Here is a 22,792-nt window from a genome sequence, read left to right as displayed (position 1 = left end):
TAGTACAACACTCGACTTCTCCATCTGAAGACCCATGCGTAGGGAGCACGGCATGCGCAGCAAGACCCGGTTCAGCTTATCCTTTTCCTCACTCTTATTAATCACACCGCTACTGGCCCTGCTATTGGCCGGCTGTGACCCGACCGAGCAGGCGCCCGGCAAGCCGACCCCACGCCTGGTGCGTACTCAGACCATCACCCTGCAGCCGCGCGAAGGGTGGCGGGAATTCCCCGGCGTGGTGGAAGCGGCGCAAACCGCCGACCTCGGCTTTCGCGTCTCGGGCAAGTTGAGCCAGCTATTGGTTGAGGAGGGAGACACAGTCAAAGCCGGGCAGGTGCTCGCCCGCCTGGACGACACCGACTACAAAATTCAACTCAACAGCCGCCGGGCCGAATTTGAACAGGCGGAGGCCGACTATGAGCGGGCCAAGCGCTTGCTTGGCCAGAAGTTGATTGCCCAGGCCGATGTCGACAAACTCAAGGCGCAATTCACCGCCACCGGCGCCGCCCTGGAGGCGGCCCAGCAGAACGTCGACTACACCACCATCAAAGCCCCCTTTACCGGCCTTATCGCCCGCCGCTATGTCGATAACTTTGAAGATATCGCCGCCAGTCAGGCGATCTACACCCTGCAGGATTTGAGCTCTTTGCACATTAAGGTGGACGTTCCCGAAACGGTGATGATTCATCTGAAAAACCGGCCGTCGTACAACATCTACGCCATTTTCGATGCCCTGAAGGATCAGAAATTTCCACTCGAGATGCTGGCTGTGGCCACCGCCGCCGACCCGGGCTCGCGCACCTTTAGCGTCACCTTCACCATGGCGCCGGTGGCGGAAATGAACGTTCTGCCCGGTATGTCAGTTACCGTGCGCGGCGGCGAGTCCTCGTCGATGGCGATTGTGGTTCCCCCCGAGGCCATTCTCGACGACGGCGAAGGCCAGATTGCCTTTGTGGTGGAGGAGATCAACGGCAACCAGGGTGTAGTACACGAACGCCCGGTGACCATTGAAGGGGTCTCCGAGCAGGGGATTGTCGTCCTCACCGGCCTCGCCCCCGGCGACCGCCTGGTGATTGCCGGCATGAGCAAAATGTACGAGGGGCTGACCGTGCGTTTGAATGAGGAGTGGTCGAAGTGAACATCACTCGCCTGGCGATCGACTACAACCGGGTCACCTGGGTAGTGCTGGCACTGACGATTATCACCGGCGTAAAGACCTTCTACAGCATGCCACGCGCCTACGACCCGGGCTTTATTGTGCGCACCGCCCAGGTACTCACCTACTTTCCCGGAGCCAGCCCGGAGCGGGTGGAGAAGCTGGTCACCTCGCAGATAGAGGATGTCGCCAAGGAGATACCCGAACTCGACTTTGTGCAGAGCGAATCGCGCACCGGCATCTCCATTGTGCTGGTCAACATTCGCGAAAGTTACACCGAGATGCGCCCCATCTGGGACGATCTGCGGCGCAAGGTGGAAGATATCCGCGACGACCTGCCCGAAGGCATTGTCGGCCCCTATGTCAACGACGACTTCGGCGACGTCTACGGCATTGTGCTGGCTCTGCGCGGTGAAGGGCTCACCTACGCCGAGATGGAGCGCATTGCCGAGCAGGCCAAGGATGAGCTGCTGCTGTTACCGGATGTGGCCAAGGTCGATATTTTGGGGGAGCAGGAGGAGCGGATTTTTGTTGAGTACAACAACGCCCGCCTGGCCGAGCTTGGCATCAGCCCCTATCAGCTGTCGCAGATGCTCTCGGCGCGCAATATCGTCAGCTCCGGCGGCTCGTTTGTGCTCGACAAGGAGCGCATCAGCCTGGAACCCACCGGCAACTTTGAATCCGTTACCGATATCGGCAATACCGTCATCCCCCTACCTGGCAGTGACCGCCTGGTGATGTTGCGCGATATCGCCAACATCAGCCGCGGCTTTGTCGACCCACCCAGCTCCCGCGTCCACTACCAGGGTGAGCGAGCCCTGGCGCTGGCAGTCTCCATGCGTGAGGGCGGTAACAACATCGAGCTGGGCCAGCGGGTACGCACGCTGCTGGCCAAGTTCCAAAACGACTACCCCTACGGCGTCGAGTTTAATGTGATCAACTTCTCCCCCGATGAGGTGCAGGAGAAGGTGAGCGACTTCGTTAAAAACCTGGGCCAGGCAGTGGCGGTGGTAACCCTGGTGATGTTGATCTTCCTGGGGCTGCGTACCGGGCTGGTGGTGGCGGTGCTGATTCCCACCACCATGCTGCTGTCGCTGGTGGTAATGGATAATTTCGCCATTGGCCTGGATCAGATCTCGCTGGCGGCGTTGATGATCTCGCTGGGGATGCTGGTCGATAACGGCATCGTCATGACCGAAAACATCCTGGTGCGCATGGAACGAGGCGAAGCACCCCTCTGCGCCGCGCTCACCTCGGCCAATGAACTGCGCCTGCCGCTGCTTACCGCTTCACTCACCACCGCCGCCGCCTTTCTGCCCATCTATCTGGCGGAGTCGGCCATGGGCGAATTTACCGCCGCCCTGTTTCAGGTGGTGACTATCACCCTGCTCTGCTCCTGGCTGATTGCACTGACCATCATTCCCATGTTGTGCGTCACCTTTTTAAGGATCAAAAAGCGCGACCAGATCGCTTTTGCCGGCCTCCACAGCCGCTACCGGCAGCTGTTAACCTGGCTGCTGCACCACCGCGCCGCCACCCTGCTCGCCACCCTGGTGATGTTTGTTTTGGGCATCGCCCTCACCGCCATTATTCCCAAGCTCTTTTTCCCCACCTCTGACCGCAGCTATTTTGTGATGGAGATGGAGTTCCCCACCGGTTATGCCCTGGAGAGCACCGAACAGAAGGTGGCGGAGCTGGAGCGGTTTTTGGCCAGCGAGCTGCAGGTGAATGAGCAGCGGCCCGAGGGGATCACCAACTGGGCGGCCTATATTGGCAACTCCGGCCCCCGCTTTATCCTTACCCACGCCCCCAAACCGGCCAGCAACAACTGGAGTTTGATTGTCGCCAATACCACCGGCAGCGAGGTGATTGACGAGCTGATGGCGAAGATCCAAGCCTACGCCGATGATCACTTTCCGGACCTCAACCTGGGGCTGAAGCGGGTGGGCACCGGGCCGCCCATCAGCAACCCGGTGGAGGTGCGTCTTACCGGCCGCAATACGGAGCAACTCTTTGCCTTGCTCGACCGTGTGCGGCAGCGGATGCGCCAGCACCCAGGCTTACAAAATGTGAGTGACGACTGGGGTCAGCGCATTAAAAAGCTGAGTATCGATATCGACCAGGTGCGCGCCCGGCTGGCCGGGGTGACCAGCCAGGATATCGCCGTCTCTCTGCAGTCGGGGGTGAATGGCCTGGAGCTGACCGAGTATCGCGAAAATGAGGAGACTATCCCCGTGGTGCTGCGCACCACCGGTGCCGCCAGCCAGTCGATCCACAAGGTGGAATCGCTGTCGGTCTACGCCCAATCCACGGGTACATCGGTACCGTTAAGCCAGGTAGCGGATGTTAAGGTGGTGTGGGATAACGCCAGCGTGCACCGTCGCGATGGCCTGCGCACCGTCACCGTCGGCGCCCAACTCACCAGTGGCGCCAATGCCGCAGCGATTACCAACGAACTCAACGAGTGGTTGGTAAATGAATCGGAGCTGGCCGACAGTGGCGTTAGCTTTGAGTTTGGTGGCGACTCGGAGCAGTCGAGCAAATCGAACGATTCGATCATGGCCAAGGTGGGTACCGGCGGCATGATTATCCTGATGATTCTGGTGGTGCAATTTAACAGCATCCGCAAGCCGTTGATCATCATCTCCACCATCCCGCTGGGGTTGATCGGCGTCTTCCTGGGGCTGTTTGTCACCGGCTCTTACATCGGCTTTATGACCATCCTTGGGGTGGTCTCCCTGGCCGGCATTGTGATCAACAACGCCATTGTACTGCTGGAGCGGATTCAACTGAATCTGGCCGATGGCATGGATCACCACCAGGCCATTATCGACGCCGCGGAACAGCGCGCCCGCCCGATTCTGCTGACCACCGCCACCACCGTGCTTGGCCTGCTGCCGCTCTACTACGGTGGCGGCGCCATGTGGGAACCTATGTCACTGACGATTATGTCGGGCCTGATCTTCTCCACCATCCTGACCTTGGGTGTGGTGCCGGTGCTCTACGCCACGCTGTATAAAGTGCGGCCGGCAACCAAGGACGTGTCGTAAGCCTTCGAAACTGTTAACCCGGTCGCAACGCCGCCGGGTTAACCCCCTTCCCGCCTAGAAACCTCCCCCACCCGCGTGCCGGCCGCTGGCCCAGCGACTACAGTTAGTGCTGTAACCGAAGGTGATAAATAGCGCCACTTAGAGCCCACAACACACCTACACCGCTTGTTTGCCCATTGGGAGAATCGCGTATGACACGCTGGCACCCTAACCGCCTGCGTCTGCAACTACTGCTTGCCCTTGGCCTGATTGCCGTCGTTCAGTTGGCGTTGGCAGTGTGGTTGAAAGCACCGGCCGCAGTCGATACCCGCCCGGCCGGCGAGTCACTGCAGCGCCAACTGACCATCATTACCAACCTGCTGGAGGCGGACCGCCATCTGCAGGCGGCCTTCGCCACGGAGAAGGCGATCGCCTTTGAATCCGCCTCCGACAAGCGGTTGACCGAGTGGCACCAACAGACCGAACAGGCCCACGACTTTACTCTGCGTGCCATTACAGAGCTGGATGCCAGCCAACAGGCCGACTTCGAAACCAGCTGGCAAGCCTGGTGGGACACCAGCCGGGAGGTGATCTTCTTTAAGCAGTCGGGCGACACCATAGTCGCTGTGGCCCAACACAAGAGCGCCAGCCAGCAGTTCTTTAACCGGCTGCACGCCTTCATTGATCAGCGGTATCAACAGCAGTTGGCCAGTGCCCGCCAGATAACCCCACCCGCCCCCCAGCCTGCCCGGACACCCGGCCCCTGGCTCTGGAGCGCCCTGCTCTGGACGGCAGTGGTGGCGCTGGCGCTGCTGTTGTGGCTGCCACAGCAGCAGGCCCAGGCCCTGGCAGCGCTCTGGCAGCCGCTGCAACCCTGGCTCGGCCCGGTTGACGGCAGCGAGGCCCTTACCCAGATAGAAGCCCTTAGTCGGCGCTGCCAGGCGCTGGGCGGTGAGCTCGAACGTGCCAGCCAAGTCCTGCAATCGACCGCCGCCCTCTGCCAGCAGACCAACAGCAATACAGCCGCGCCCGACAACAACCAGCCGTGGCTGGACGAAGCCCGGCAGATCAGCCAACAGAGTGAAACCCTGAGCCTGGGCAGCCAACAGCTGGCCGAGGCGAGCCAGGCGGTTCAGCAGCTGAACGAGGAGAACCAGCAGGCAGTGACCAGAGTGGTTGCCAGCGTGCGCCAGCTCGATGGCGAGCTGCAACAGACCGCCGGCCAGGTAGACGAGTTGCAGAGCCAGGCGGCGAGTGCCAATTCGGTGTTGGATGAGATTCGCTCGATTGCCGATCAGACCAATTTACTGGCCCTGAATGCCGCCATTGAAGCGGCGCGGGCGGGAGAACAGGGGCGCGGCTTTGCCGTGGTCGCCGATGAGGTGCGCAGCCTCGCCACCCGTACCCAGGTCTCGACTACCAGCATCCAAACCACGTTAGCCGACCTGCAGAAACAGGTAGCGGCGGCCGTGGCGGCTATCGCCAACCACAGCCGTGCCATAGGCCAGGCGGCCGAACAGACCGAGGGCGCCAGTGCCGGGCTCGACGCCATCAACCAACAGCTGTGTGAAATTGCCAGTGGTGCCCGGCAGCTGCAGGGAGCCAGCGGGACGCAGGCACAACAGTGGCAGCAGCTGCAGCAGCAATTGACCACGGCCGTGGCTGCGAGCGAAGAGAAGCAACCTTGGCAAACACGGCTGACCGAGGTAGAGGGTGCTCTCGCCAGCACCCGTGCACAAATTACCGAGCTGGCCGGTGCCTGGCGCCGTTGACCGCGCCCCACTTAGCCTTCGGGCACCATCAAGCCGGGAGTAACAACAGCTCGTCCAGCTGTTCCAATTCCGCCGCCGAGTAAGCCTGATCGAAACTCGCCAAATCTTCCCGCATATGTTCGCCGCTGCTGGTGCCGGTAAGTGGCACCACTCCCCGCTGGTGCAGGTAGCTAAACAGCGTCTGCGCCGGGGTTTGGTGACGCTGGCGGGCAATCCACAAGAGTTGTGGCTGGTCGAGCAGCTCCTTGTTGGCGGTCAGTGTCCAGAAGCTCTGGTAGGTGATGCCCCGCGCCTGGCACCAGGCGCGCAATTCACCATCAAAACCGGTGGTGGCATAGAAGCGGTTCTGGACAATAGCCGGTTTAATCTGGGCCTGGTCGTAGAGGGTTTTGAGCAGGGTCAGGTCGTAGCAGTTGCTGATACCCAAGCGCAGCGCCCCACCTTCGCCGGCAATCTTCTCCATCGCCCGCCAGGCGGCCATGGTGTCGGCCAGATTGGCAAACGGTGAGTGCAGCACCAGAGCATCCAGATAACTGGTGTGCAGGTTTTCCAGCGAGACGTTAAAGGAAGCGGCCACCTGCTCGCCAATGGCGGCTGAGGGGTCATAGGGAATGGTTTCGGCATCCTGGCCGGTTACCGAGGTGTATTTGCTTTGCAGGTAGTAGTCAGCGCGCTTGACGCCCTGCGCCGCCAGGGAAAGCAGCGCTTTGCCCACCAGCGGCTCGGCGTAGTGGCGCGGTTGGCAGGCGGTATCAAAACCGCGAAAACCAGCCTGAAAAGCCTGCTCGACCAGGGTTTGGGTCTGCTCTTTTTTCCAGGCAGTCCCGTAGATCAGTTTGGGCATCGCTGCCGCAGAAGGATGGGTGTGCTCCATACGCTGAGGGCCTTTGGGTTCGATGACACCGGCGTTTGTGTCGGGTAAGGGACAAAATACGCCAGCTTTTAACAAGTGGCAAACCCCCAGCAAACCCCGCGCCACGCCAGCCGCAGGTGGTTTCGGGGCGGACGCGGCGCAGGAGAAGTGGTAACTAGAGAATGGGTGGCAACTGGGGCAGGTCGTCGCTGCCCAGGCGGTTTTCGCTCTCGGCCGCCAGCTGGTTATTTTGCCGCAGGCCGGCGGTGACCGAGGCCTCAGACAGCTCCCATTCTAAAGCACGTGCTGACCTGCGAGATCAGAGCGACAAACAAGCTGGCAGAGACTAATAGCTGACAGTTACGCCAAGTTGTGAGACTTACGCAACGCGTCAGCCAATGGCTGTAAATATTCCTGGTAGTGGCGCCACTGCTCCAGGCCGGATTGATAAATCGGTTGTCGAACCTGCTCGGAGCTGGCGGTGCGCACCGCCCGTTTATTCTGATAAAAATCGAGGCAGCCCTGCTCGAAATCCAGACCGCAATAATCCAACAGACGCCGCACCTGTTTTTCAAAGTCGGCCACCACCGACTCATAATTGACCAACAAAATTTGGCCGGGAAAGAGACCCTGCCAGTAATCCATCAAAGCCAGGTAATCGCAATAATAGTGGCCGATGTCGCCTAGGCTGTAACTGAACTCCTGCCCCTCGGCAAAGAGCTGTTTAAAACCACTAAAACAGCAGGCCATTGGCTCGCGTCGGGCATCGATAATTTTGGCGTTGGGCAACATCATTTTTATCAGGCCAATATGGCGAAAATTATTGGGCATTTTATCGATAAAAAATGGCGCCCTCTGACGGTGAATTTGCGTCTCCCGAATATATTGCTCACCAAATTCCCGACACTGCTCAGGGGTTAGCTCTGCCAACACCTGCGGGTAGTTGTTCTCTCCACTGAAGCGGGTACCGCGCCGCAAGCGATGCACCAGCGAGAGAACATTAGGCAGCTCCAAGGTGCCATCCACCTGGCTGTGAGAGGCCAGAATCTGCTCCAATAGGGTTGAGCCTGCTCGCGGCAGGCCGACGATAAAAATGGGGTCGGCGGCCGGAAAACCACAATCGCCCAGCTGGGTAATTAGCGCGGGCGTCACCACCTGCCGCTGTAATTTAAACTCCTCGCTCATCTGTTCGGCACGGTAACGACTTTGGCTCTTTTTCGCGGCATTGCCTGCACTGTAGTGCTGAAAGGAGTGGGCATAATCGGCGTTATCTTCGTAGGCCTTACCCAAGGCAAACTGCAAATAGATGCGGTCCATCTGCGACAGATCCGCACGCGTTAGGCAGTTGTTCATCTGCTCGATATCGGCTTGCTCAAAGGCCACCGTTTTTAAATTGGCCAGCGCGTACCAGGCTTCACCATGGCCGGGTTTGGCGGCCAGCGCCCGGCGATAAGAGGCAATTGCCTGATCGGTTTTACCCCAGGTTTTTAACGCGTGACCACGGGAGGTTAGCGTGACGGGTTCTTCCCCCAAGGTTTGCAACGCCGTATCAAATAAATTGACAGCGCCGGCATAGTCACCGGTTTGCATACACTCAATAGCGTATACCGAAGTTAATTGCGGATGGGCGGGGTTGGTTTGCCACAAGGCTTTGGCAACGGCCAGTGCCTGGCTGAATTTTTGCCGCTTACGCAGTACCTGCACATACTCCAGTTGGGTATCGGCATTGCCGGGCTCAAACACCAACGCGCTCTCCAACAAAAATTCCGCTTCATCCAAGGCGCCCATGCGCACACCTATCTCGGCCAACAGGCGCATGGCGCGCACCTGCTGCGGATTGCTCACCAGAAATTTCCGACACAGGTTTTCCGCTTTCAACCATCGCCCTTCCGCCATTAAATCGAGAATAGCAACAATGGCTTTGGGCTCACCGGCCAACCGCTGCAGCTGTTGCGCGGCCAAGCGAGCCTCATCAACAAGATCCAACTGGCCGGCAATTTCCGCCCGCGCCTTCCAGCTGGCCAGCAGTGCAATATTGTTTTCCGTGGCCAGCCGATAAGCCTTAAGTGCAGTCGGCAGGTCGCCCAAGGTGCGCAGGCAATGCCCCTCCTCCTGAAACGCACGGCCGAAGCCGGCAGCGACCTGTTTCAGCTGTTGCAGTACCGATAAAGCCTCGGGCAGCCGCTGCAGGTAGCGCAGGCAGACCGCTTTAAAATAGTAGAGGTCTGGGTCATTGGCAGCCACCGCCAAACCCGCTTCCAACTCGGCTAGGGCTTCATTAAATTGGCGCTCGCGCATTAACGTTTCAATTGCCTGACGGCCTTGATCATCCATCCTGTCACTAACTCATTAGCAGATTAAATAGCTCACCCTACAGCGTTCGATTTTATTGGCGAGCTCAAAAATAAAAAACCCCGACCGCACAATAGCGACCGGGGTGATTTTAATTTGCCGTAGTGGCAATGTTAGAAATGATAGGCCAGCCGCAAACCGCCCGTGCGTGGTCGCGCATAGGTTACCCGTTCACGGTCGAAGACGAAGTTGGCCGCAAGCTCGGCGCGCTCATCGGTGAGGTTATCGATAAACAGCTCGGCGCTCCACTGCTCGGTACTGATGCCCGCAGTAATGCCAAACATCAGCCAGCTGTCGATCTTCATCCGGTTGATGGTGATGATATCGCTGTAGGATTCATCGGCGTAGGCCATGTGCGGCATCACGTGCGCGGTAAAGCCACTTAAATCCCACTCATAGCGCGCACTCAAGGTGGCCTGGAACTCAGGAGCATAGGCCAGCGAATCACCTTTCTGCACATCATTGGTGGGCGTTAAAACCTCGGTGATCTCGGTATCCAGCAGCGAGAAGGCACCATTCACCGTCAGCCCGGGCAGGCTATCCGGAGCGTAGATGAAATCCCCCTCCAGCCCCAATACTTCGGCATTGGCGGCGTTATCCGAGAAGAACAGGTTGGTGATACTGGGATCGAAAATCGTGGTTTGCAGATCGTCGATCTGAACGAAGAAGAGGCTGCCGTTAAAGCGCAGGCTGCCATCGGCCAGATCGGTTTTCCAACCCAGCTCGGTATTTAACACCTCATCGGTATCCAGGGCGTAAGGGACCGAGAAGGTACCATCAGCGTTGCTGGCGCCCCCCGGCCGATTCAGCAGCCCCGGCCGAAACCCTTCAGATACCGTCAGGTAGAACAGGGTATCCGCCGTGGGTGTCCAGTTACCGGTCACTTTAAAGATAGTGCCATCGGTACTGGCGGTATCCGGCGCGTTAAGCGCTGCCGCCACGGCGGCCGGCACCGCAATGTTAGGGTCGTCAACATCGGCCTGGGTGTAGGTGATGTGATCGGCCGTGTTACAGGAGCCGTGGTAGGTCACCTCGCCATCATTGTTGTAGATATCACTGATGTCAGTACCGTAGGCGTTGGCATCTGGCTGGAAGAGGTTACAGAACGAGGAGTTGGCACTGCCGTCGAAGTCGACCTCGATATCGTAATAGCGCGCCCCCAATACCACCGCAAACTGGTCGCCTATATCGAAGGTGACTTCACCAAACGCCCCAAACTGCTCATCGGTACGTTTAATGTCGTTGCGGAAAATCACCCCAGCCGGGAAGGGGCCGCCATCGGAGGTGTAACCGGTGGAGAAGGGGTAGTTGGGGGAGAAACCCACCTGGCCAAAACCTTGAATGACCGTTGAGCCAGGGTAGTTGAAATCGTTGCGCTCTTTTAGCTCCAGGTCGCTATAGAACACACCAGCCGTGGCTCGCACACCGGCCGACTGATCGGTGCTGAAACGCAGCTCGTGGGTGGTGACTTCGGTTTCGGTACGGCTGTCGACAAACAGGTTCGGCGCCTGACAGGTACCCGATGGTGCAGCGCTACCGGGGTAGGAGACCGAGCCGTCACAGATGTAATAAGGCAGGTACTGGCCAACAAAGAGGTAGTCGGCGTAATCCACCGCCTGATCGGTGTCACGGCTGGTAAAGGCACCGGTATACACCACATCCAGGGCCGCCACACGACCTTCAATGGTCCAGGCGGCGTTATCGAACTGGTCTTCCAAACGATCTGGCTGGTAGTGCTGCACGGCCAGGTCATCATCGCCCAGCTCAGGATCTGCGTAAAAGACACCATCGGCATCCAGCTCCTGATGCGCCACCGCCAATAGCAGGCTCCACTCGTCAGTCACATCAAAAGAGCCACTGACCCGGCCACCGGTGTAGGTGGTTTCGTTGATGTCGTCTTCGACCAGGGCACTGTTATCGGCCGCGAGGAAGGTAACGCCACTCAGGTCCGAGGTGGATTGAAAGCCGGCGCGATTGCTACTCACGGGCACGCCATTGGCCCGCACCGTACCGGCTGGACGAAAACGGGCACTCTCTTCGGCGGTGAGGCTGCCGGCCACATTATCGATGTAACCGCCTTTGGTATCGGAGTAGACCACCGCCCGCAGCGCCATACGCTCACTAATTGCGAGGTTGCCCATCACCTCAATATTGCTGCTGGGATCACCACCCTTGGTGGCTGCAGCGCCCACCTTAATAGTGCCGTAGCTCTCGCTGCGATCGGGCTTGTTGGTAATCAACCGCACCGTACCCGCCTGGGAACTGGCGCCGAACAGAGTGCCCTGCGGGCCGGCCAACACCTCTACCCGGTTCATATCGGCGGTGTAGACATCGAGATTGCGGCCCGGCTGCGATAACGGCTGCTCGTCGAGGTAGAGCGCCACATTGGGTGCTAAGCCCGCGACACCAGCAGTAGTGAGATTGGGGGTAGTCGAAGCCACCCCACGGATGTAGATGGTGCTCTGGCCGGGGCCACTACCACCGGCCGTAACGCTGGGCAACTGCACCAGGTAGTCCTCAAAGCTGGTGACCCCCAGCTGCTCTAGCGACTCTTCCGTGATGGCTGATACGGCGACGGGAATATCCTGAGTACTGGCGCTCTGCTTGGTGGCGGTAACCACCACCTCTTCAATTTCAGCTTGAGCCAGCTGGCTGGCGGCCACCGCCGATATAACGGCACTGACCAAGAGTTTGCGTTGGAACATGCGCTCCCCTTGAGTGTGTGTGAAGTATTTTTTTAAGGTGGGATTGTTATTATTTTTAGAACTCTAAACATGTTAAAGGGTTATCTTTGCCACCTCAAGCGCATAACCAAGATAAAAACCTACCTCAAAATCCCTTTTTCTGCTGAAAAATCGCCATATTATGAGAATTAGATGGCTGTATTTTTCTCCACCCAGCAGTGGTAGCATGTGAAAATTAGTTAGTAATCTAAATTATTTGATCCACCCTATGAAGCAAACCCGCTACCCTCACAGCAACCACAATCACTATCAAACCGACTACGAAATTGGCCAGGACAATATCGAAATATGGGGGATGGATATCCACCACCCGGTATTTTTCATTAGCGCCACACTGATTCTTCTGTTTGTTTCCGCCAGCCTGCTCTTCCCTGAGATCGCCAATAGCTGGCTTAACACCGCCAAAACCTGGTGCATCGATCATTTCGATTGGTTTTTTATGAGCTCCGCCAGCCTGGTGCTGATCTTCTGCATAGCCTTGATGCTGTTACCCCTGGGCAAGATCCGCCTCGGTGGCGACGCCGCCAAACCCGAGTTTTCCCGGCTCTCGTGGTTTGCCATGCTGTTTGCGGCCGGCATGGGCATCGGCTTGATGTTTTGGAGCGTAGCCGAACCTATCGCCTACTACACTGGCTGGGGCGGAACCCCGCTCAACCTGCCACCCTTCAGTGCTCGCGCCGCCGATATGGCCCTGCCGGCCACCCTCTACCACTGGGGGCTGCACGCCTGGGCCATCTACGCCGTGGTTGGCTTATCTTTGGCGTTTTTCTGCTACAACAAAGGGCTGCCACTGACGGTACGCTCTGCGTTTTACCCCATATTGGGCGATCGGATTTGGGGCTGGTGGGGGCATATCATTGATATCACCGCGGTGCTGGCCACCATCTTCGGCCTGGCCACCTCACTGGGGTTTGGTGCCAACCAGGCCACCTCCGGCCTGCACTTTCTGTTTGGCGTAGCCAACAGTCTGCAAACCAAGATTATCATCGTCTGCGGCGTTACCTTTTTTGCGGTCCTCTCTGTGGTGAGGGGCCTGGAAGGCGGGGTTCGTATTCTTAGCAATATCAATATCAGCCTGGCGGCTGGCCTATTGCTGCTGGTGTTTATCGTCGGCCCTACGGTGCATATTCTGCAGGGCATGCTGATCACCGGTGAGGAGTATCTGGTCAACCTCGTGCCATTGAGCAATTGGATTGATCGACCAGACGAGCAGTGGATGCACGGTTGGAGCGTTTTTTACTGGGCCTGGTGGGTAAGCTGGTCGCCCTTTGTCGGCATGTTTATCGCGCGCATCTCCAAAGGTAGAACCGTGCGTGAATTTCTCTTTGCGGTATTGATAGTGCCGACACTGGTCACTCTGGTGTGGATGTCGGTGTTTGGTATCAGTGCCCTGGAGCAGAGCCAGGAAGGGGTCGGTCAACTGGCCAAAGGCATCGACAAGGTCAGCCTCTCCACCTTCCATCTGCTGGAGCATCTGCCCTGGACCTCGTTCACCTCCCTGCTGGCCGTGGTGCTGGTAATTGTCTTTTTTATCACCTCGTCCGACTCCGGTTCCTTGGTGATTGACAGCATTACCTCCGGCGGCAAACTCGATGCCCCTGTACCGCAGCGCATCTTCTGGGCGGTGATGGAGGGGATGATCGCCCTGGTACTGTTGGTCGGCGGCGGCAAGGCTGCCCTGGGGGCGCTGCAAGCGGGTGCCATCACCACTGGCTTGCCATTTACACTGGTGCTGCTGGTGATGGTGGTCAGCCTGAGCAAAGGGCTACTCAGCGAAAGACCACTGTTGCGGCGCAGATGAAGCCGCAATCGCTTACGGGTTTTAGTTACCACCCAGGCCGATCTATAATCGCCCGATCTGTTTAACCTGGGAACCCTGCACTAATGTCCAACAGTGAAGAGGTTTTGGTGGCGCTGAGACGGGTTATACGAGCCACCGACCTACACTCAAAATATCTGGCTAAAACCTCTGGTTTAACCGCCCCACAAATTCTGCTGTTACAAGCAATTCAGGCCAAGCCACAGGTCACTATCGGCGAAATTGCCGCCGATATCAGCCTCAGCCAAGCCACGGTGACCAGCATTCTCGACCGCTTGGAAAAACGGGAACTGGTCATCCGCGAACGCTCGCAAAGCGACCGCCGTAAAGTCCATGCCAGCCTTACCCCGCGGGGCCAGCAAGCGCTGGAGTCCGCGCCCACACCGCTACAAGAGCAATTCATTGAGCGCTTCAACCGCTTAAAAAAGTGGGAACAAAATATGATTATCGCTTCCCTACAGCGGGTAGCGGAGATGATGGATGCAGAGGATATTGAAGCCGCGCCGATGCTGGAGGTGGGCAATTTGGATTGAGGTGGTCGTTAGCGGTAATCAACGGCCCGGCAGTAGCCACCCGAAGCCGAAAGCCGTTGGCCACACCCCCTTATAAGGCGCCCACCTCTTGCACATTGCTACATGCAGAGGAATCCACACGCAAAAAGCGTGGTAGAAAAACCTTTGTCCAGGATTGAGAGGCCAGGATTAAAAGGCCATAGAGAAACGCCCTCTGCCGCACAGTGCGTTATGCTCACGGTGCTAGCGAAAAAGCAAAGCCGCTTACGAGCGGCCCCTTAAACCTCCAGCAAGAGTCTAACTGGCCAAACGCTCTTTTACTGTTCGACAAACTTCCGGATCCGGATCCTCTTTAAGGCTCTCTAACGCATCCAGTGGCGCCCGCTCTACCGCTGTTAAGCGCACCATCCAGTCTTCATCCTGCAGCAGGATTTTTAGCTCATCCTCTTGCGCACGATTGGCAACCACCCTTCTAACCTCGGGCTCAGGATCGTAGAGCATCATACCCAGGCTCGCCTCGGGCAGACGTTTGGCGACCAGTTTCCTAACCTGGCGATCGGGGTCGCGAATCAGGCGGAACAGGCGACCGGCGGGCAGCCGTTGAGCCACATAGGCGCGGACAAGATAATCGGGATCATTGGCCAGCAACTCGAGCTTATCGAGCGGCAGACGATCAGCCACGGTGATGCGCACCTCGCGATCGCTGTCATGGATCATATCGATCAGCTGATCTGGCGGCAGCCGGTAAGCAACCGCACGGCGCACCGCTTCATCCGGGTCTTTGATCATTTTGATCAACTCTGCCTGCGGTGAATAGCGCACAGCAATGGCCCTTCGCTCCCAAAACGGATCCGCCAGATAATCCTTGGCATATTGCGGATTGTTGCGGAAAAAGCGGTCGATCTGTCGACCGCTCTCCACCAGCACGCAGGCATCACCCGGTGTACACCGACCATTAAGTAGCAGCCGTGTTTGAAACTTACAGAAACGACAATCTGCAATGGGAGTTAAGTCAAAGGGGGATTCCTCTGATTCACTCATCCTCATCCACCTCTGCTAAGACAAAACCAGAGGCATTGGTGGGATCGGTAGTCAGTTTCGAACAGTGGTCACTGGAGTTTACAAAATAGATATTAAATCCTTCTGACTCCAACGCCGGCGTATAGGCCTCCATGTCGTCGTCCATACAGTAGGTGAAGTGGTAATCGCTGAATTGACCGCGCAACTGCGATACCACCGCTTCACTCAAACCGTTGGCTTTGACGAAATCAACAACCGTAGCTATATCCGCTTCTGAAATCATGCACCTGCCTCCTCACGATAACGAGCCCGCTGTTCGGGATCCTGCCCCATCGCCTTGGCCAACCAGGGTGGTGGTGAACCGGCAATGGTCTCTTTCAAACGCAACAACACTTCGGGTGCGCAGCCGCCCTGGGGTAATTTGATTGGGTGTAAACCGGCTCGAACAACCTTCGCCGCAGCGGGGCCACCAATGGAGATGGTGTAGAGTACACGACAGTCATCGATAAGCTGTGCCCGGGCGACGTTCTTGTCTTCGTCGTCATCAACCGCTTCTGGCTCACGAATATCAATCAGACGCATCTCTTCGCCAGAGAGTTGATAGATTAAAAATCGTTTGCAAGAACCGAAGTGGCCGTCGATTTTATCGCCGGAATTGGAGGCACAGGCAACGCGAACGGACTGTGGCATATCGCCATCTTCGTAGTCGACCACCTCAGGCAGAGGTTCCGGCTCGCGTTTGATATTACGCCCTTTAAGGAAATTGAGCGCTTCTTTGAGGTACGACTCATCGATGTTAGCCAACACATCGATACGTTTTAAACGACCGAGCCGAATTTTGTTGAGTTTAGCACTGGTGATTGGTTCACCAACCGCTTCGAGAATTCCCAGAACTAAATCTCGGGTTTCGATCTCTTCCGGAAGTGCTCGAGCTGCCAAGGCTAAACGGACTGCAACATCTTCTGTTAGTCCGGACATGACCTTATCCCCCCGCGCGCTTAGCTCGCAAAGTTATGGGTAATTTGGGTTGAGCATCCAAAGGATCAATGTAGTAAGAAGATCCATCAGCTAACTCAATGGTGCCACCCCAACCATCTGCGCCATCAATCTCTACAGAGACAACAACGTCCTCTTGGTCTCGCTTGGCCACATATAAGGTCAATTGGCCATTTTCATTCTTTCGTAACATTACACTTGGCATAACACCGCTCCATTTACAACAGGCCGTTAACAGCTGATTAGGTTTACGCCCAATGTTTAAAATTTAGCCGCAAACTACTTAGGTAATTTGACGTAGCGCAATTAAAGTTGGCTCGTCGACAATAATTTTTAACATTGTTAAAAACGCGAAAAGCGGGGTGGTTACCCACCCCGTTAACCTAGAGTTAATAAACTATTAACGAATCAGGTCGTAGTTGTAGTCGGTAGTTTGCATACCGCGAGTTTCGTCGTCAAGACGCTCCAGTACAGTGTTAACCAGAGTGGTCAGCATCTGCATAGCACCTTCGTAACCCATAGTGGTTTGACGGTGCAGGTGGTGACGGTCGAAAATCGGGAAACCGATACGGATCAATGGAACTTCGTGCTCTTCACCTTTGTACAGAGTGTCACGTTGGATAAACTTACCGTAGGAGTTACCAATCATGAAGTCTGGTTTGTTGGTGAACATCAGTGAACGGAAGTGCCACAGGTCTTTACCAATGTGAGATTCGCAGGTGCCTTCACGCTTGTATTCAGCGATCATGGCATCCATTGCTTTCTTCCACTTTTTGTTGGCGTTGTTACACAAAATGTGGATTGGCTCAGCACCCAGTTCGAACAGGAACTTGGTCATACCCATGACAAAATCAGGATCACCGTACAGGCCGAATTTAACACCGTGCAACCAGGTGTGGGAGTCAGTCATCATATCAACCAGACGACCGCGCTCTTTTTCCAGGGAAGCAGGAATTGGCTTACCAGAAATTTTGCTAACTTCCATCAGGAAGGCATCAGTCCAAGCCAGGCCCATTGGGATCTGAAGTTTGGAAGAGGCATGTTTCCAGGTGTTCTTAACATATTTCTCGGTTTTAACCAACTGCCAAGGTTGCAGCATGATAGTGTTCAATGCGTTAGGCGCATCTTTCACTTCATCCTGAGTGGTGCCGCCGGCATACATACGGAATTCACCGTCTGCAGGAGTATCAAGCACTTCAGTAGGATCAGAAAGCAGACAATGGTCTACATCCATCTCGTCCATCATACGCTTGATAACACGGAAGTTACCCAGGTAAGTTTCGAAACCAGGTACGAAGTTGATTTTGCCATTGCTACCAACCACTTTGTCTTCCATGAAGTTCAGAGTGAAGTAGCGAGCAATACCTTCAAACATGTTATCCCAACCAGTAGTGTGACTACCTACGAAGCTAGGAGTATGTGCGAATGGTACTGGGTACTCTTGAGGTACATGGCCTTCTTTTTTGGAGTTGTTGATGAACGCGTTCAAGTCGTCACCAATAACTTCCGCCATACAGGTGGTAGAAACAGCGATCATGTCTGGTTTGTAAATCGCTTTACAGTTTTCCAGACCATCTTTCATGTTTTGCTGGCCACCGAATACCGCAGCGTCTTCAGTCATAGAGTCAGATACACAAGAAATTGGCTCTTTGAAGTGACGGTTGAAGTAAGTACGGAAGTAGGCAGTACATCCTTGTGAACCGTGTACGTAGGGCATGGTTTTTTCGAAGCCAAGCGCACACAGAACAGCACCGAGGGGCTGGCAAGCTTTCGCTGGGTTAACAGTCAGAGCTTCACGTTGGAAGTTTAACTCTTTGTACTCTTCAGTGGTGGTCCACATGAAGACTTCGTCAATTTTTTCCTGCGGATGCGGTTCTTCGAAAGACTCACGCTTGTTTTTCAGAACTTCTTTGTACTCTTCTTCACGGAACAAAGGGTAACTTGGTTTGATGTTATCTACATCTTGGCTCATCTCGATTCTCCTTCTAGGCCACCAATCTGTGGACGCTAGTTTAAGGTTGAGTTAGTTGCCGCTCCGCAAACCGGAGCGGCAATGGCACTAAGGCCTACAGGAATTACTTAGGCGCTGGCAGCCTGAGCGGTTTCTTCAGCCGCGTCAGTTTTCCAAGGCGCTTTCAGAACATTCCAACATGGGTTGTTCAAAGTCATATCCATGTCACGGGCAAAGATGGCGAAGCCGTCGAAGCCGTGGTAAGGACCTGAGTAGTCCCAAGAGTGCATTTGACGGAAAGGTACACCCATTTTTTGGAAGATGTACTTCTCTTTGATACCAGAACCGATCAAGTCTGGTTTAACTGCCTTAACGAACTCTTCGAATTCGTAACCAGTTACGTCATCGTACAGCAGGGTGGCATCGCCCATTTCTTTCAGAGTACGGTCGTAGTCATCGTTGTGACCGAATTCATAACCGGTACCAACAACTTCCATACCCAAATCTTCGTAAGAACCAATAACGTGACGTGGGCGCAGACCACCAACGTACAGCATTACTTTTTTGCCTTCTAAACGAGGACGGTATTTAGCGATAACGGCATCCCACTCTGGCTTGTACTTGGCAATAACTTCTTCACATTTTTGTTGAATAGATTCATCAAAGTGAGAAGCGATTTTGCGCAGAGACTCAACAGTTTTGGTAGGACCAAAGAAGTTGTACTCGATCCAAGGAATGTTGTACTTCTCTTCCATGTGACGAGAGATGTAGTTCATTGAACGGTAGCAGTGCACCAGGTTCAATTTAACTTTTGGAGTCAGCTCGATTTCAGACAGAGAACCGTCACCAGACCACTGAGCCACAACGCGCAGACCCATCTCTTCCAGAAGAATACGAGAAGACCAGGCGTCACCACCGATGTTATAGTCACCGATGATAGCTACGTCGTAAGGAGTGGTTTGGAAGCTATCGTCGTCGTCGCGAGCACCAAGAGCCCAGTCACGAACGGCGTCGTTAGCGATGTGGTGACCCAGAGACTGAGAAACACCGCGGAAACCTTCACAACGAACTGGTACAACAGTTTTACCAGTTTCTTTGTTTTTCTGCTTAGCAACAGCTTCGATGTCGTCACCGATCAGACCGATTGGACACTCTGACTGAATGGTAATACCTTTGTTCAGCGGGAACAGAGTTTCAATCTCATCGATAGTTTTGGCCAGTTTTTTGTCACCGCCGAATACGATGTCTTTCTCTTGGAAGTCGGTAGTAAAGTTCATGGTAACGAAGGTGTTAACACCAGTGGTACCAATGTAGTAGTTACGACGACCTGCACGAGAGTACTGACCACAACCAACAGGACCATGAGAGATATGGATCATATCTTTGATGGGACCCCAAACCACACCTTTAGAACCAGCGTAGGCACAACCACGAATGGTCATAACACCAGGCAGTGATTTTTTGTTGGAGGTAATACATTTTTTAGACTGCTCCAAAGAAGTATCGTTTGGAGTCAAGTGCTTAGCACGGTCTTTCTTCGCTTTCTCAGGGTAAACTTCCAACACCTCAGAGATGAGGGCTTCAGTTTCTTCACGTGTCATGACAGTCATTGTCTGTCTCCTCTTGTTTGAGTTGCAGGTAGAAGCCAATCTGCTTCATACCCGGCCGAGCCAGAAACTACTATTAATGCGACCCTAAATTTAATGAATTAAAAAAGGTAGTCGTGTTAATAGAGCGGCGTTGTTACCCAAGGGCAACAAAAGGTACCGCCATTGGCAACTAGCCAATGCATGCCCAAAAAATTCAGCAACTGCATAAATACTGAATTTTCTGGGCATTAATTAAATAATTCGAAAATTATTTAATCCTGCTCATCAATTACAGATCAGCAGCAGTTTTACCAACTACGCTTTCGTCTTCTTCTTCCATGATGCCGAAGTCCATCAACAGCTGCTCCAGCTGATCCATGGTTACAGGCTCAGGAATAACAAGGTTTTTGTTATCGATGATTTTCTGAGCAAGAGCACGGTACTCGTCAGCTTGCTTAGCAGTAGGATCGTATTCGATAACAGTCATACGACGGATTTCAGCGCGCTGAACAACGTTGTCGCGTGGAATGAAGTGAATCATTTGAGTACCGATAGCAGCGGCCAGAGCTTCGATCAGCTCGTCTTCTTTATCGGTGTTACGGCTGTTACAGATCAGACCAGCCAGACGCACGCCGCCAGAGTTGGCGTACTTAACGATACCTTTAGAGATGTTGTTGGCAGCGTACATAGCCATCATCTCACCAGATACAACGATGTAGATCTCTTGAGCTTTGTTTTCACGGATAGGCATAGCGAAGCCACCGCAAACAACGTCACCCAGTACGTCGTAGAATACGAAGTCCAGATCGTCGTCGTAAGCACCTTCCTCTTCCAGGAAGTTAATAGCAGTGATAACACCGCGGCCGGCACAACCAACACCAGGCTCTGGACCACCAGACTCAACGCATTTGATGTCGCCGTAGCCAGTTTTCAGAACGTCTTCCAGCTCCAGATCTTCAACAGTACCAGCTTCAGCAGCCATCTCCATGATGGTGTTTTGAGCTTTTGAGTGAAGGATCAAACGAGTGGAGTCGGCTTTAGGATCGCAGCCAACGATCATTACACTTTTGCCGGCTTCTGCCAGAGCAGCAACCAGGTTTTGAGTGGTAGTAGATTTACCAATACCACCTTTACCGTAAATCGCACATTGACGCATGTTAATATCTCCTGTTTTAGTAATCCCACAACCGGTTGAGCTGTGGCGCTGTACTAGAAGCTGTGAATAGCGCAGGAGTTATTGCGAAGCGCGTACCAATATCCGCCAAACAAAATAAACCATTGTTTTATAAGGATATTTTTATTTTTGTCAGGGTTTTGTCAGAGCCTTCACCCCACAAAACCTCCAATTTGACTGTTATAACACCAACATAGACAGGTTTTTTGTAGGGTTTTAAGGGGGTATGGGGCAGTTGTTGAGAAAGCATCTTATTACTGGCCAGCCAGGTACCTTACCCGCCCAGTACCACCCGCTATTTACTGAAAATTATTTGATAAATATCAAAATTCGAAAGAGAGCCGACTTCACCTTGAAGCCAACCAGGCGACACGATTACGACAAACACCCCCAACTCTTTCTTCCTTTTATATAGTTAACCTACAAAACAAAAATTCTGCTGACGACTATCCACTCCTTAAAGCTGAGCTTTTGTTACAGTTAATACAATTCATGACTAACCCAACTTTTTCTGTTTTTGTAGCAAACACCACTATTCTGCCAAACTTCGCTAAAACACCATTTTGTTGTGAATATAACAATTACCATTCAATGCACCCGCCATTTACCACACGCCAAACCATAGCGAAAATAATTTATTCCGTAATTTCAAGCATTTAGAGTCAATCGGCCTTCTGCCTTCGCATGGTTTGGTTATTGCTGAATAGCCAATTGCCGAAGGCTTAATTAATTGTGGGTTAGTAAAGGACTCTTTAGTTGTCGGCAAGCAGTTATTGGTAATCGCTTCGAGTGGTTATTTTCGAGTGGTTATTACTGATGGGCTCATTGCAGTTTTTAAATGAGTAACAACAGCAAACCAGAATTTGTATTTCGAATACCACAACCAGCATTGGTGATCGGTGTTCACCCAGCCTCAAACCACGGAGAGACTCATGTTAGATTCAGACTTGGCACAAGAGATTATCGCCGGCCTTAAAGATGGCAGCGTGGTACCTTACATTGGCCCAGGCGCATTGGCCGACGTAACAAACAAGGCCGACAATTCACCGATGCCGGCAGACAGCGACAGTCTGATTCTGGCCATGAACAACGGTCAGCCCATGGCACCGCGGTTAATGTACGAATTCCCCCGCGCAGCAATGAATCTGGAATTAAAAAAGGGTCGCAGTTACGTTGAGCGATTCCTGACGGAAACCTACGGCACCAAGCAGTGGACCCGCGCCGCCTTCCACGACTGGCTGGCCAGCATCCAACCCAAGTACGTCATCGATATCAATCGTGATACCCAGCTGCAGGAATCCTACAGCGCCATTGCGCACACTTTAATTGTCGGCTGTGCTCGCTTATCGGGTACCGATTACCGTTTCAAGATTTATCACTACGACGGTAGCAGCTATAAAGCGGTTGACCAGGAAGCGGCCGACCCAAGCCTGCCGATTCTGTTCAAGCCCATGGGCACCCCACTGCCAGAGCCCAGCTATATCGCCGCCGATGCCGACTATGTCGATTACATCACCGAGCTGATGGGCGGCTTCGCTATTCCTTCATTCCTGAAAGAGTATCGCACCGATAAAAAATATCTGTTCATCGGTATGGCCATGACCCGCGATACCGAGCGTATGGTGTTGAGCGATATCGTCTACAGCGCCGGTTCACCCACCGGGTGGGCAGTAATGCCAGCGCCGACTGACAAAGAGCGTCGCTTCTGCAACAACAAGAAAATTGAAGTGATCGAAGCATCCTGGCAGGAGTTGTTGGCTGCCAGTCAAAGTGAGGCGACTCCGGCCTAAGGCCGGAGCGTTTTCCTAGCCACAGAGTTGGGAGA

General features: G+C 54.5%; 16 protein-coding genes. 6 read left to right on the top strand and 10 right to left on the bottom strand.

Annotated features, from left to right (window positions below):
• Window positions 1-52 precede the first annotated feature (52 nt).
• The 3 genes from SBL51_RS21425 (at window position 53) to SBL51_RS21415 (ending at window position 5,957) form a co-directional block, all read left to right on the top strand.
• Window positions 53-1,138 (top strand): efflux RND transporter periplasmic adaptor subunit, encoded by a 1,086-nt coding sequence (locus tag SBL51_RS21425; RefSeq protein ID WP_317933220.1) that lies wholly within the window; start codon window positions 53-55, stop codon window positions 1,136-1,138.
• Window positions 1,135-4,206, top strand: coding sequence for an efflux RND transporter permease subunit (locus SBL51_RS21420; RefSeq protein ID WP_317933219.1), 3,072 nt, complete (start codon window positions 1,135-1,137; stop codon window positions 4,204-4,206). The genes SBL51_RS21425 and SBL51_RS21420 overlap by 4 nt, the downstream gene beginning before the upstream one ends.
• Before the next feature lie 191 nt (window positions 4,207-4,397).
• Window positions 4,398-5,957, top strand: coding sequence for a methyl-accepting chemotaxis protein (locus tag SBL51_RS21415; RefSeq protein ID WP_317933218.1), 1,560 nt, complete (start codon window positions 4,398-4,400; stop codon window positions 5,955-5,957).
• Window positions 5,958-5,985: 28 nt separating this feature from the next.
• Here SBL51_RS21415 and SBL51_RS21410 read toward each other — a convergent pair whose 3' ends face one another.
• The 3 genes from SBL51_RS21410 to SBL51_RS21400 form a co-directional block, all read right to left on the bottom strand.
• Complete coding sequence (locus SBL51_RS21410; RefSeq protein WP_317933217.1) at window positions 5,986-6,831, bottom strand: aldo/keto reductase; 846 nt, start codon at window positions 6,829-6,831, stop codon at window positions 5,986-5,988.
• A gap of 339 nt (window positions 6,832-7,170) precedes the next feature.
• Complete coding sequence (locus tag SBL51_RS21405) at window positions 7,171-9,144, bottom strand: tetratricopeptide repeat-containing sulfotransferase family protein (protein WP_317933216.1); 1,974 nt, start codon at window positions 9,142-9,144, stop codon at window positions 7,171-7,173.
• A 131-nt stretch (window positions 9,145-9,275) separates the two neighbouring features.
• Complete coding sequence (locus SBL51_RS21400) at window positions 9,276-11,867, bottom strand: TonB-dependent receptor (RefSeq protein WP_317933215.1); 2,592 nt, start codon at window positions 11,865-11,867, stop codon at window positions 9,276-9,278.
• A gap of 247 nt (window positions 11,868-12,114) precedes the next feature.
• Here SBL51_RS21400 and SBL51_RS21395 point away from each other — a divergent pair, with 247 nt between their 5' ends.
• Complete coding sequence (locus SBL51_RS21395) at window positions 12,115-13,707, top strand: BCCT family transporter (protein ID WP_317933214.1); 1,593 nt, start codon at window positions 12,115-12,117, stop codon at window positions 13,705-13,707.
• Between the two features lie 83 nt (window positions 13,708-13,790).
• A complete protein-coding gene (locus tag SBL51_RS21390; RefSeq protein WP_317933213.1) occupies window positions 13,791-14,258 on the top strand; it encodes a MarR family transcriptional regulator in 468 nt (155 codons plus the stop codon).
• Between the two features lie 276 nt (window positions 14,259-14,534).
• On the opposite strand, the gene SBL51_RS21385 is transcribed toward SBL51_RS21390, so the two are convergent.
• The 7 genes from SBL51_RS21385 to nifH all read right to left on the bottom strand — a co-directional run bounded on the left by SBL51_RS21385 (window position 14,535) and on the right by nifH (window position 20,955).
• Window positions 14,535-15,278: a 4Fe4S-binding leucine-rich repeat protein gene (locus SBL51_RS21385; protein ID WP_317933212.1), complete on the bottom strand. Its 744-nt coding sequence runs from the start codon at window positions 15,276-15,278 to the stop codon at window positions 14,535-14,537.
• A complete protein-coding gene (locus SBL51_RS21380) occupies window positions 15,271-15,540 on the bottom strand; it encodes a DUF6129 family protein (protein WP_317933211.1) in 270 nt (89 codons plus the stop codon). The genes SBL51_RS21385 and SBL51_RS21380 overlap by 8 nt, the downstream gene beginning before the upstream one ends.
• The gene (locus SBL51_RS21375; protein ID WP_317933210.1) at window positions 15,537-16,235 is read right to left on the bottom strand and encodes a NifB/NifX family molybdenum-iron cluster-binding protein; all 699 of its coding nucleotides are present in this window, start codon (window positions 16,233-16,235) and stop codon (window positions 15,537-15,539) included. The genes SBL51_RS21380 and SBL51_RS21375 overlap by 4 nt, the downstream gene beginning before the upstream one ends.
• Window positions 16,236-16,239: 4 nt before the next feature.
• Window positions 16,240-16,458 (bottom strand): putative nitrogen fixation protein NifT, encoded by a 219-nt coding sequence (gene nifT / locus SBL51_RS21370; RefSeq protein ID WP_317933209.1) that lies wholly within the window; start codon window positions 16,456-16,458, stop codon window positions 16,240-16,242.
• Between the two features lie 195 nt (window positions 16,459-16,653).
• A complete protein-coding gene (gene nifK, locus SBL51_RS21365; RefSeq protein ID WP_317933208.1) occupies window positions 16,654-18,225 on the bottom strand; it encodes a nitrogenase molybdenum-iron protein subunit beta in 1,572 nt (523 codons plus the stop codon).
• 107 nt (window positions 18,226-18,332) lie between these two features.
• Complete coding sequence (gene nifD, locus SBL51_RS21360; protein ID WP_317933207.1) at window positions 18,333-19,814, bottom strand: nitrogenase molybdenum-iron protein alpha chain; 1,482 nt, start codon at window positions 19,812-19,814, stop codon at window positions 18,333-18,335.
• 268 nt (window positions 19,815-20,082) lie between these two features.
• Window positions 20,083-20,955, bottom strand: coding sequence for a nitrogenase iron protein (nifH, locus tag SBL51_RS21355; protein ID WP_317933279.1), 873 nt, complete (start codon window positions 20,953-20,955; stop codon window positions 20,083-20,085).
• Between the two features lie 944 nt (window positions 20,956-21,899).
• Here nifH and SBL51_RS21350 point away from each other — a divergent pair.
• Window positions 21,900-22,757 carry an SIR2 family protein gene (locus SBL51_RS21350; protein ID WP_317933206.1) on the top strand — a complete coding sequence of 286 codons (858 nt, stop codon included), beginning with the start codon at window positions 21,900-21,902 and terminating at the stop codon, window positions 22,755-22,757.
• Window positions 22,758-22,792 lie beyond the last annotated feature (35 nt).

The sequence above is a fragment of the Halioxenophilus sp. WMMB6 genome (genome assembly GCF_033283405.1).
Lineage (GTDB): Bacteria > Pseudomonadota > Gammaproteobacteria > Pseudomonadales > Cellvibrionaceae > Halioxenophilus.
The sequence above is the reverse complement of the archived record's forward strand: the minus strand, read 5'-3'. Positions and strand labels throughout refer to the sequence as shown.